The 10,476-nt window shown below is 67.0% G+C and carries 13 protein-coding genes; 7 read left to right on the forward strand and 6 right to left on the reverse strand.

Annotation, left to right across the window (positions count from 1 at the left end; all coding sequences use genetic code 11):
- Window positions 1-19 precede the first annotated feature (19 nt).
- On the reverse strand, window positions 20-1,129 hold the full coding sequence (locus tag FGL98_RS12610; protein WP_246136521.1) for a YihY/virulence factor BrkB family protein: 1,110 nt from the start codon (window positions 1,127-1,129) through the stop codon (window positions 20-22).
- Window positions 1,130-1,183: 54 nt separating this feature from the next.
- Between FGL98_RS12610 and glgX the strand changes: the two genes are divergently transcribed.
- From glgX to FGL98_RS12630, 4 genes are all read left to right on the forward strand, one after another.
- Window positions 1,184-3,313 (forward strand): glycogen debranching protein GlgX, encoded by a 2,130-nt coding sequence (glgX, locus tag FGL98_RS12615; protein ID WP_146317116.1) that lies wholly within the window; start codon window positions 1,184-1,186, stop codon window positions 3,311-3,313.
- Between the two features lie 265 nt (window positions 3,314-3,578).
- On the forward strand, window positions 3,579-3,779 hold the full coding sequence (locus tag FGL98_RS27120) for an acyl-CoA thioesterase/BAAT N-terminal domain-containing protein (RefSeq protein WP_425460995.1): 201 nt from the start codon (window positions 3,579-3,581) through the stop codon (window positions 3,777-3,779).
- Window positions 3,776-4,165, forward strand: coding sequence for a hypothetical protein (locus tag FGL98_RS12625; protein ID WP_146317118.1), 390 nt, complete (start codon window positions 3,776-3,778; stop codon window positions 4,163-4,165). Before FGL98_RS27120 ends, FGL98_RS12625 begins: the two co-directional genes overlap by 4 nt.
- Before the next feature lie 60 nt (window positions 4,166-4,225).
- Window positions 4,226-4,558 (forward strand): acyl-CoA thioester hydrolase/BAAT C-terminal domain-containing protein, encoded by a 333-nt coding sequence (locus FGL98_RS12630; protein WP_186526145.1) that lies wholly within the window; start codon window positions 4,226-4,228, stop codon window positions 4,556-4,558.
- 147 nt (window positions 4,559-4,705) lie between these two features.
- On the opposite strand, the gene FGL98_RS12635 is transcribed toward FGL98_RS12630, so the two are convergent.
- The 4 genes from FGL98_RS12635 to FGL98_RS12650 all read right to left on the reverse strand — a co-directional run bounded on the left by FGL98_RS12635 (window position 4,706) and on the right by FGL98_RS12650 (window position 7,208).
- A complete protein-coding gene (locus FGL98_RS12635) occupies window positions 4,706-4,972 on the reverse strand; it encodes a type II toxin-antitoxin system RelE family toxin (protein WP_146317120.1) in 267 nt (88 codons plus the stop codon).
- On the reverse strand, window positions 4,969-5,190 hold the full coding sequence (relB, locus tag FGL98_RS12640) for a type II toxin-antitoxin system RelB family antitoxin (protein ID WP_246136523.1): 222 nt from the start codon (window positions 5,188-5,190) through the stop codon (window positions 4,969-4,971). Before relB ends, FGL98_RS12635 begins: the two co-directional genes overlap by 4 nt.
- Before the next feature lie 272 nt (window positions 5,191-5,462).
- Window positions 5,463-6,044 (reverse strand): hypothetical protein, encoded by a 582-nt coding sequence (locus FGL98_RS12645; protein ID WP_146317122.1) that lies wholly within the window; start codon window positions 6,042-6,044, stop codon window positions 5,463-5,465.
- Window positions 6,045-6,074: 30 nt separating this feature from the next.
- Window positions 6,075-7,208 (reverse strand): alpha/beta hydrolase family protein, encoded by a 1,134-nt coding sequence (locus FGL98_RS12650; protein WP_146317123.1) that lies wholly within the window; start codon window positions 7,206-7,208, stop codon window positions 6,075-6,077.
- Between the two features lie 78 nt (window positions 7,209-7,286).
- Here FGL98_RS12650 and FGL98_RS12655 point away from each other — a divergent pair, with 78 nt between their 5' ends.
- Window positions 7,287-8,351 carry an ATP-dependent DNA ligase gene (locus FGL98_RS12655; RefSeq protein ID WP_146317124.1) on the forward strand — a complete coding sequence of 355 codons (1,065 nt, stop codon included), beginning with the start codon at window positions 7,287-7,289 and terminating at the stop codon, window positions 8,349-8,351.
- A gap of 1 nt (window position 8,352) precedes the next feature.
- Here FGL98_RS12655 and FGL98_RS12660 read toward each other — a convergent pair whose 3' ends face one another.
- Window positions 8,353-9,501 (reverse strand): CynX/NimT family MFS transporter, encoded by a 1,149-nt coding sequence (locus FGL98_RS12660; protein WP_146317125.1) that lies wholly within the window; start codon window positions 9,499-9,501, stop codon window positions 8,353-8,355.
- A gap of 261 nt (window positions 9,502-9,762) precedes the next feature.
- Between FGL98_RS12660 and FGL98_RS25805 the strand changes: the two genes are divergently transcribed.
- Together FGL98_RS25805 and FGL98_RS25810 are read left to right on the forward strand one after the other, a co-directional pair.
- Window positions 9,763-9,945, forward strand: coding sequence for an aquaporin (locus FGL98_RS25805; RefSeq protein WP_222432153.1), 183 nt, complete (start codon window positions 9,763-9,765; stop codon window positions 9,943-9,945).
- Window positions 9,942-10,082 (forward strand): aquaporin, encoded by a 141-nt coding sequence (locus tag FGL98_RS25810; RefSeq protein ID WP_222432154.1) that lies wholly within the window; start codon window positions 9,942-9,944, stop codon window positions 10,080-10,082. Before FGL98_RS25805 ends, FGL98_RS25810 begins: the two co-directional genes overlap by 4 nt.
- Window positions 10,083-10,476: the final 394 nt, after the last annotated feature.

Consider the following 10,476-nt stretch of genomic DNA (forward strand, 5'->3'; position numbering starts at 1 on the left):
CGCACGCTGCTCAGCGACCTTAACCGATCGCACGGGATGAGTCCAAACTCTGGCGGTTGCCGACTGGCGTGTCCACCTCCGCCAACGGCCGATTCTCGCCCTCGTCCGGTTCGACGCCGGGCGTGTCGTCCACCCCATCGTCCCTCTCGCGGAGCCGGGAGACTCCGTCCTCGATGAGGGCCCGCGCTCGCTCGCGGACCGGCAACAGCTCGGGCGGCGGCCACAGCCGCACCGTCGCCGCGTTCAACGCTGCACCGATCAGCACCCCGATGGACAGGAAGTAGAGCCAGATCAGCACCACGATCGTCGCGGCGAGCGGTCCATAGATCGACAGTCCGCCGACGATCGAGCGGTTCAGCGCCCAGCGCAGCGCCATCGAGGTGACGACCCAGGTGGCGAGGGTGAGCGCAGCGCCGGGCAGGTCTCGCACCCACGGGGTTCGCTGGGGTGTGGCGATGTAGTACAGCGTGGCGAACCCCAGGATCGTCAGCCCGCCCACCAATGGCCAGTAGAAGACCATCAGGAAGCGCACCTGGGCCGGCAGCCAGTCGCCCAGCACGTCTGGACCGATGACGGTCAGCGGCACCACGATCGCGCCGAAGAGCAAGGAGAGCAGATAGAGGGAAAGGCTGAGAATGCGGGTACGGACGATCCCCCGCTTGCCGCCCTGGCTATACATGATCGAGATGGTGTCCAGCAGCACGTTCAGGCATCGGGACCCCGACCACAGGGACAGCAGGAACCCGATGGAGATCACGTCGGGGCGGCCCGCGCCCAGGGCGTCACGGATCGTCGGCATCAGCACCTGGTTGAGACTGGCCTCGGTGAGGAAACCCGATGCGTAATTCTCGATGTCGCGGGTGACGGTCGCCACAGTGTTGTGCCCGAGGATGTCTCCGAGGTAGCCGACACCACCCAACAGCCCGAAGACCAACGGCGGCAGTGACAGCAGGGCGAAGTACCCGGCCTCGGCCGCCAAGCCGGTGACGCGGTACTGCATACACACCCGCACCGTCTCGACGGTCATCCGCACGAACTGGAGCAGGCCCGGCACCTTGGACAGCTTGGCCTTCAGCACCTGCTTCACCTCAGGGCCGGAACCGTGCGGTTTTTGGGTGTCGGCGCTCACGTGCTACACGGTAGCCGTCACAACGCTCAAGATCGTGCACCACAATGGCGTGCCATGGACATATGGCCTGGCCGCCCCTACCCGCTCGGAGCCACGTACGACGGCTCCGGAGTCAACTTTGCGCTCTTCTCGGAGATTGCCACAGCCGTCGAGCTGTGCCTCATCAGCCCCGACCTCGAGGAGACCCGTGTCGGTCTGACGGAGGTCGACGGTCACGTATGGCACGCCTATCTGCCCGGAATTCAGCCCGGGCAGCGCTACGGATACCGCGTGGACGGTCCCCATGAACCCGACGAGGGGCACCGCTGCAATCCCGCCAAGCTGCTTCTGGATCCTTACGCCAAGGCCATCGACGGGCAGGTCGACGGTGACGAGTCACTGTTCTCCTACCGGTTCGACGACCACGACGCGCTGAATACCGACGACTCCCTCGGCCACACCATGCTGTCGGTCGTCGTCAACCCCTTCTTCGACTGGGGCCACGACCGTCCGCCGCAGCACGAATACCACGACAGCGTCATCTATGAGGCGCACGTCAAGGGCCTGACGATGACCCACCCGGACCTGCCCGAGGAGATCCGCGGCACGTATGCCGCGCTGGCGCACCCGGCCGTCATCGAGCACCTGACCACCCTCGGGGTCACCGCCGTCGAGCTGATGCCAGTTCACCAGTTCGTGCAGGACACCTCCCTGACCGATCAGGGACTGGCCAACTACTGGGGCTACAACACGATCGGCTTCCTGGCCCCGCACGGCGCCTACGCGGCGTGGGGCACCGACGGCCAGCAGGTCAGCGAGTTCAAGTCGATGGTCAAGGCCCTGCACGAGGCGGATATCGAGGTCATCCTCGACGTGGTCTACAACCACACCGCGGAAGGCAACGAGCTCGGCCCCACGTTGGCGTTCCGCGGCATCGACAACGCGTCCTACTACCGGTTGGTCGAGGAGCGCAAGGAGCACTACTACGACACGACCGGCACGGGCAACAGCTTGCTGGCGCGCAGTCCGCACGTCCTGCAGCTGATCATGGACTCCCTGCGCTACTGGGTGCAGGAGATGCACGTCGACGGGTTCCGCTTCGACCTGGCGGCTACCCTGGCGCGCCAGTTCCACGAGGTCGACAAGCTGTCGGCCTTCTTCGACATCATCCACCAGGACCCGGTCATCTCCCAGGTGAAGCTGATCGCGGAGCCGTGGGATGTGGGTGACGGCGGCTACCAGGTGGGCAACTTCCCGCCGCTGTGGACCGAGTGGAACGGTGCCTACCGTGACACGGTGCGCGACATGTGGCGTGGCGAGCCCGCGACGCTCGGCGAGTTCGCCTCCCGGCTCACCGGCTCCAGCGACCTTTACGAGCATTCTGGGCGTCGCCCGATCGCGTCCATCAACTTCGTGACGGCACACGACGGCTTCACACTGCGGGACCTGGTGTCCTACAACGAGAAACACAACGACGCCAACGGGGAGGACGGCAACGACGGCGAGAGCTTCAACCGTTCGTGGAACTGCGGCGTCGAGGGCCCCACCGATGACCCGGCGATCCGCCGGTTGCGCACGCAGCAGCAGCGCAACTTCATCGCCACCCTGCTGCTCAGCCAGGGTGTGCCGATGCTCCTGCACGGCGACGAGGTGGGGCGCACCCAACAGGGCAACAACAACGTCTACTGCCAGGACAACGAGATCTCCTGGTTCGACTGGAACCTCGACGATGACTCGCAGAACCTGCTCGAGTTCGCCCAGCAGGCCATCGCGCTGCGGCGGGACCACCCGAACCTTCGGCGGCGCCGGTTCTTCGACGGCGACGCGCACCACGGCGGCGCGAGTGAGCTGGGCGACATCCAGTGGTACTCCCCCGCTGGGGGTGAGATGAACGAGCTGGACTGGCGCAACGGCTACGCGCGCTCCCTGATGGTGTTCCTCAATGGGCAGGCCATCCACGCACCGGATGAGCGAGGCATGCCGGTCACCGACGACCACATGCTCCTGATGTTCAACGCCCACAGCGGGCCGGTGGACTTCCAGGTGCCGGACGTCGTCACGGGCGGAGCCTGGTCGATTGCGCTGCAGACCGCAACGGATCAGCCGCTGCCCACGGAGACCTACTCCCCGGGCGCGGACCTCAAGGTCGCCGGCCGGTCGCTGGTGGTGCTGATCGCACCCTCGGAGACGGAGGAGGATGAGTAGCGGCCAACCCCGTCACGCTATGTCTCTCCTGCCGCTCAACCCAGCCGGGGCCGATGCCTCATTCGGCAGAAGGACGCGTTCGCGTGTGGGTGCCAGAGCGGTTGGTGCGGCGCCGGCGGCGGCCATCGCGGTGGCCGGTGTGGCCGGTTGCTCGAGCTCGTCGACGGCTGTCCATGCGACGATGCGTGTTTCGCCGGCGGTCGCGGTGGCCGATGCGCCGGTATCGACGATGATCACGGGGCTGCCCGCGGGGTCGAGGGCCACCGTGACGTCCCGTGCAACCGATGACGGCGGGGTGCGCTGGAAGGGCTCGGCCGCGGTCCGGGTGCCGTCGGACGGTGTGGTCTCCCTGGGGATGCCATCCACCGGTGGCAGCTATACGGGGCCCAATCCGATGGGGCTCCTCGATTTCATGAAGCCGCCCAAGGGGTCCGATCAGGAGGCCTTCCGCTCGTTCCTTTCATGAAGCCGTTCACCGTCACCCTGGCGGCGACCGTCGATGGGCACACGGTGGCGACCGCAGACGCCCGCCGGCTGCCGATGGCGAAGGGTGTCACGCAGAAGTCACTGCGCCCGGCCAAGGACGGCGTGTACGCCGATCTGTTCCTGCCGCCGCGCAGCACGACCCGCGAGCCTGCCCTGTTGATGTTCGGTGGCGCGGAGGGCGGCCTGGCTGACGAGACAGCGCAAGCCGCACATCTGGCCAGTCATGGGTGTCCGGTGATGGCACTGGCCTACTTCAAGGAGCCGGGGCTGCCGAGCACGCTGCGCAACACCCCGTTGGAGTACTCGCCAAGGCGTTACGCATCCTGCGGGCCCAGCCCGGCGTCGACCCGCACCACGTGGTGGTGATGGGGGTTCTCTCGGGGCAGCGAGGCAGCCCTGCTGCTCGACGCGCACTATCCCCAGCTGGTGAATGGTGTCATCCCCGTGGAGAAGATCCACGGGCCACTGCTGCTGGTCTGCGGGACGATGGATCGCATCTGGCCCTCGTGCGGCTTCACCGCAGCGATCCAGGCTCGGCTGCGCGCTCATCACTTTCGATACCCGGTGACCGCCCTCACGGTGCCGAACGCAGGTCACGCCGCGGGAGGAATGGAGGCGTACTACAGCGCCACCGCGGCTGCATACGATCAGCCGTTCAGCGCGTATTACACCGTGCTAGGCGGGACCCTCGAGGCCAACAAGCAGGGCGAGGCCAAAGGACACGCCGCCCTGCTGAAGTTCCTCCAGGCCCAGCGCTGAGTGACTATTTGCACGGAGGACTCGAAGCGGGTCCGGGTCACATCGAGGTCTCGTCCACTCGCGCCGAGAGGTCAATATGCGGCCCCAAAACGCAGGGAAGGGACGACGGCACCATTCATCAAGTCCACTTCGACAGCGCGAACCGCCTTATCGGTAGATTTCGGAACGATGCCCGAGACCGATGGCGATGATCACCAGTTCTTCGTCATTGATCTCGACAATCACTCGCCAGTCGCCCACTCGATACCGCCAGTATCCAGCGAGGTCCCCGGTCAGTCCTTTGCCTCGCTGGCGCGGCTCGTCGAGTTCGCAGACTGATTCCAGGTAGGTCTTTACTCGACGCAGTACCGCTCGGTCGAGCCGACGAGCAGCCTGATCGAATTGCGGTGAAGTGCGCAGTTGCCAACGGCTCAAACGCCCAGCTCATCCCACAACTGCCCAGCCGGACGGTTCGGCTTGCCGGACTCTTCCCACTCGTGCACGACGGCGTCCGCCCAGTAGCGCTCTTCGAGGTCGTCGAGGTGCTCGTGGATTGCCTCACGCACGTAGAACGTCTTCGAGCGACCGGTACGCCGCGCCAATTCCGCGAGTCGTGCCTCGTCCTCCGGCTCTAGTCTGATCGAGATCGCCACGACCATCACCTCCTGTGCGATACAAGTATCGCACAGGAGATTCCCTCTCCGCATGAGCATGCGGCGGACCGGGCCGGTGCAGCCTGTCGTCACACGAACAGGTGTCGAGCCACAGCACAGGGCTGAGAACCGCGGAAGTCCGCGCTTGGACCACACCACCTGGTCGACTCCTGTTGGTATGCCGTACCGCCCCGTCCAGTTGCCCATGTCGACCCGGCTCACTCATCATGCTGCGCACCACTCGCAGGGTCCCCCGGTGCGGCCGGTCGGACCTACTGCTGAGCGTCGTCGGCCTGCGACTCCGCCTCTTGCGCCTGGTGCCAGGCGGTCTCGGACTTGGCAACTGCCCGGTCGGCCTCCGCGTGGGCGTCATCGGCCTTGCGACGTGCCTGCATGGCCTGATCACGGGCGGCACGGGCCCGATCCGCGGCAGGCTTCAGCAGCTCGGTGAGCTTCGCGTCGAGCGCGACGTAGCCACCGGCCATGGCTGCGGCCATGAAGACGCGGCGCACCGGCAGGATCCGTGCCACGCCGACGAGCGGGATCGCCAGCAGGCCGACCACAGCGCTCGATGCGGCAGTGCTGACCATCTGGGACTGCTCCTTGGTCAGCTTGCCGCCCGTCGTCGGGGTGACCGTGACCGGCTGGAAGCCTTCGGGCTCGGCCACGGCCTGCGCGGCATACGTGCCGGCAACGATCATGCCTCCGAGGATGCGCCGGCGGGGCGTGAATCCGGGCAGCAGCGTGGCAGCGGCGAGACCCGCCGCCGGGATAGCAGACATCGGGTTGACCTGCACGATTGTCCCCTTCTCAGTCGTCACGGACGCCGGGCCGACGTCCGCATGGCTTGCCACACTATCCGCCGTGCCGCGCCTGGTGTGCCCTCAGGCAGGGGGTGCCAGAAACTCTCGCACCATCCTTTCCCAGCGACCGGGCTCGGTGTTCCATTCCCGGCAGTGTCGTGCCGTCGTCCACTCGGGCATCGTCACCAGGTCGGGCCTGGCGCGGGCGAGCTCCTGCGACCGTCCCACAGGCACGAACTCGTCATCGGTGGAGTGGATCAGCAGGATCGGCGTATGCAGCTCGGCCGCGCGGGCCACCCAGTTGGTGTGCGCCAGATCGATCCCCGGCACCAGTCCGAGGAGGCGGCCCGCCGCGGGCCCGCGCATCATCCGCCCGCCCAGTCGGCCGAGCGGCGCGGGCAGCCGGTTCTCTCGTGCATGAAAGGCCATCACGGCTGCCCAGTCGACCACTGGCGCGTCCAGCACGACCCTGCTCACGCGTTCGGACAGCCACGAGCGATCCAGCGTCTGCAGCACCGCAGCGCCACCCATCGACCAGCCGAAGAGCACGATCTCCTGCGCCCCAAGCTCCACCGCGTGAATTAGCGCCGCCTCAACGTCCTCCCACTCGCTGAGTCCGAGGTGGTAGCGGCCGTCATCACTTGCCGGCGCGTCGATGTCATTGCGATAGCTGGGGATCAGCACGTTGAACCCGAGGTCGTGCAGTGTCGGGACGGCGCGCAGGCACTCCGCACGCAGCGCCCCTCGCCCGTGCACGAGGACCGCCCAGCGCGCGGGGTCCTGGCCACGCACCTGCCAGCCGGGCATGGCGCCGAGCGGACCGGGCAGGCTCACGTCCTCCAGCGGTATGCCGAGTGACGACGCCGGCGGACCCGCATGGTAGTAGCCGTTCATCCGGGCCGCTCCGGGCAACGGCTCACCGAAGTCGACGGCCTCCAGCACTCTCGTGACCGTGGTGTCCGTGCGAGCGAGGACGTCGGCGAAGCGCAGGTGTCCGGTTGGCCCGTTCAACCACAGTCCGTAGCGGCCCGGTGCCGTGGTCTGCTCATCCGCGTCCAGCGTGATCGTCGACGCCGTCAGCTCGCGGATCACCACGTCGTCCTCCGGCGGCTCCGGAGTCACGAACCGGCGGGCGAAGTAGGAACTCAGGCCCAGCGCTCCGCCCACGGCGCTCGCACCCGCCAGCCCCGCAGCCCCCAACAGTCGTGTTCGCATGAACTCATCGTGCCAGGTCGCGCCACCACCCAGCGCGACGTGCGGCACGCGCGCGGCCGCATACCGCACACTGGGGTCATGGACCTACCTGTGGACCTGCCGATCACGCCCATGCTGGCCAAGGCAATGGACGCCGTGCCCGAGCCCACCTCCATCGAGGGTGGCTATCTCTACGAGCCGAAGTGGGACGGATTTCGGTGCATCGTGCTGCGCGACGGCGACGAGGTGGAGATTGCCTCCCGGGGGGCGAAGCCACTGACCCGCTACTTCCCTGAGCTCATCACCGCTGCGCTCGAGCACCTTCCGGCTCGCTGCGCCCTTGACGGTGAGGTCGTGGTTCGATCCGGCGAGCCGGGCGCGCAGCGGCTCGATTGGGAGTCCCTGAGTCAGCGCATCCACCCCGCCGACTCCAGGGTCCGCAAGCTCGCCCAGGAGACACCGGCCGAGGTGATCTTCTTCGACGCACTGGCGCTCGACGACGAGGACCTCACCGGTATGCCGTTCGAGCAGCGTCGAGCGCGACTTACCGCCGCGCTCCACGGACTGGCTCCAGGCGCCCCGTTTCACCTCACCCGGGTCACCGATGACGCGACGCTGGCACAGGACTGGTTCACCCGCTTCGAGGGCGCCGGGCTGGACGGCGTCGTGGCCAAGGCCTGCCGCCGGGAATACACGCCCGGCAAACGCACCATGCTCAAGATCAAGCACCACCGCACCGCCGAAGCCGTCCTGCTGGGCTACCGAGTCCACAAGAGCGGCAACGGCGTCGGATCGCTGCTGTTAGGCATGTATGACGACGGCGGTGAGCTGCGCAACGTCGGTGGCATCGTGGCCTTCACGGCGAAGCGACGTGTCGAACTGGTCGACGAGCTGGCCGACCTCGTCGTCACCGACGATGAGGGAGCTCCGGTCAAGGGCGCGACCGACCGATCCCGCTTCAGCGGAAACAAGGACGTCTCCTTCGTGCGGCTGCGGCCCGAGCGGGTGGTCGAGGTCAGATTCGACCAGCTCGAGGGCTCCCGCTTTCGCCACGGCGTGACGTTCTTGCGCTGGCGCCCGGACCGGGACCCGCGATCGTGCACCCTGGACCAGGTGGACCGGGCCCCCGCCTACGACCTCGGCGAGGTCCTGAGCCGAGGCTAGCTCAGGCAGGGATGCGGCGGTCGGCGCCGGCGACCAGGCCACCTACCCCTTGCGGGATCACGAAGACCGCCAGCACGACCAGCGCGACCGACCACGAGTGCGTCGCATCATGCAGCGCACCGATCAGGATCGGTCCCACTGCCGCCAGGACGTAGCCGATGGTCTGCGCCATTCCGGACAGCTGCGAGGTCTGCTCGGTCGTGCTGGCGCGCAGCACCATCATCAGGAGGGCCAGCCCGATGCCGGTTCCCGGCCCGATGCCGATCAGGCACACCCACAGGATCGATGCCGCGGGTGCAATCACCAGGCCCAGCAGGCCGATTCCGCACACCGCGGTCGTGCCGACGGCGAGCAGACGCTGGTCGCGCATCCGGGTGGCAATGATCGGCATGACCAGTGAGCACAACGTCCCGACGATGCTGAACAGCGCAAGCATCCACCCCGCATCCGCGTCGGAGACACCGCGCGACGAGAAGTAGGCCGGTAGCCAGGCGATGACCGTGTAGAACACCAGCGACTGCATGCCCATGTAGATGGTGAGGGCCCACGCGATGCGGTTGCGCCCCACCGACCTCGAGGTAGGCCGCTCGGCCGACACGTGATGCTGCCGACCGAGCGTCTGTGGCACCCACAGGACGAGGGCGGCGACGACAAGCAGCGCCCATACAGCAAGGGTTGGCCGCCATGCCCAGCCGGTGCTGTCTCGGATCGGGACCGTGAGACCGGCCGCAACGGCCGCACCGCAGGACAACGTCATCGAGTAGAGGCCGGTCATCACCCCGGCGTGGGTCGAGAAGTCTCGCTTGATCAAGGCAGGCAGCAGCACATTGACCACACCGATCGCGACACCGACGAACAAGGTCCCGATGAAGAGTGCGATCGTCGGTGCCAGCAGTCGCACGAGCACACCGGCGAGCAGGACCAGCAGTGACAGGAATACGGCTCGCTCGATCCCCAGTCGCCGACCGATCCGTGGTGCCACCGGGGCCATCAGGCCGAAGCAGAGCACCGGAAGCGTAGTGAGCAGACCCGCACCGGTCCCACCGAGATGCTGCGTGTGGCGGATGTCGCCGAGCAGCGGGGATATTGCCACGACGGCCGGGCGAAGATTGGCTGCGACGAGCATGATCGAGACCGCCGCAACGATCATGGCGCGTCCTCGAAGCGGGCCGAACGCGTCGGCGGCGACTTTGTTTCGAGAGGGCGAGACCCCGCACTGCTCAGGCACCGCTCCACCCTAGCCAGGTGCCCTCAGCTCACCGCCGCACCGGTGGCCTGAGACGGCGGTAATCGGAGCCCCGTTCGACAGTATCGAACGGGGCCGCCTCCCTCACCCCATATGTTCCCTTTGTTGTTCTCCACCGCCTGCCAGGGGCATGACACGAGTCACCAACAGTGGGAAGGGCACACCATGGAAGCACTGAAACGGCGCACACTCATCGGCAAGTGTGCGGCAGAGTTCGCGGGCACCTTCATCCTCATCCTCTTCGGGTGCGGTGTGGTGGCGCAGGTCGTTGCCGGAGGGAGCAGCCTCGGTGGGCACGACTCCATCGCCTGGGCTGGGGCCTCCGCGTCTACGTCGCAGGCCGGATGACCAGGACGCACCTCAACCCCGCGGTCACCCTCGCGCTGGCAGTCTTCCGCGGCTTCTCCTGGCGCAAGGTGTTCCCCTACGGCGCCGCGCAGACCCTCGGGGCGTTCCTCGCTGCACTTATCGTGCGGTGGGACTAAACGGACATCCTGCACAAGTTCATTGCCCCACTGCTCGGCGGCCTCATCGGCGCGCTGATCTATGACGGGCCGATCGGCCTGTTCCTAACGGTCGCGGATCCAGACAAAGAGGGTGAAGAAGTCGGTCGACTACCGGAGAATCCCAATGAGCACCGGCACGATGAACGAGACCTGCAACCCGAGCACGTAGAGCGCTCCTAAACCGACACCGTCCGAGAGGAAGTATCACCATGGCCGACTACGTCGGAGCAGTAGACCAGGGCACCACCAGCCTCCCTCTTTCATGTGGCGGCCAGTAACTGCTTGTGAGTGCCGTTGGGGCCGTGTGCGGGTGGTTTTGTCGGCCAGCGCATGCTGGTGGCCCGACTGGCGCGTCGGGTGGGCGGTTCTCCAA

The organism is Leekyejoonella antrihumi, assembly GCF_007845645.1.
In the GTDB taxonomy this organism is placed as follows: domain Bacteria; phylum Actinomycetota; class Actinomycetes; order Actinomycetales; family Dermatophilaceae; genus Leekyejoonella; species Leekyejoonella antrihumi.

Excerpts from the sequence above, each read along its gene's own strand:
- glgX (WP_146317116.1), top strand. The coding sequence starts at position 1,184 with ATGGACATATGGCCTGGCCGCCCCTACCCGCTCGGAGCCACGTACGAC.
- FGL98_RS25805 (WP_222432153.1), top strand. The coding sequence starts at position 9,763 with ATGGAAGCACTGAAACGGCGCACACTCATCGGCAAGTGTGCGGCAGAG.
- FGL98_RS25810 (WP_222432154.1), top strand. The coding sequence starts at position 9,942 with ATGACCAGGACGCACCTCAACCCCGCGGTCACCCTCGCGCTGGCAGTC.
- FGL98_RS12625 (WP_146317118.1), top strand. The coding sequence starts at position 3,776 with ATGAAGCCGTTCACCGTCACCCTGGCGGCGACCGTCGATGGGCACACG.
- FGL98_RS12655 (WP_146317124.1), top strand. The coding sequence starts at position 7,287 with ATGGACCTACCTGTGGACCTGCCGATCACGCCCATGCTGGCCAAGGCA.
- FGL98_RS12660 (WP_146317125.1), bottom strand. The coding sequence starts at position 9,501 with ATGATCGTTGCGGCGGTCTCGATCATGCTCGTCGCAGCCAATCTTCGC.
- FGL98_RS12650 (WP_146317123.1), bottom strand. The coding sequence starts at position 7,208 with ATGCGAACACGACTGTTGGGGGCTGCGGGGCTGGCGGGTGCGAGCGCC.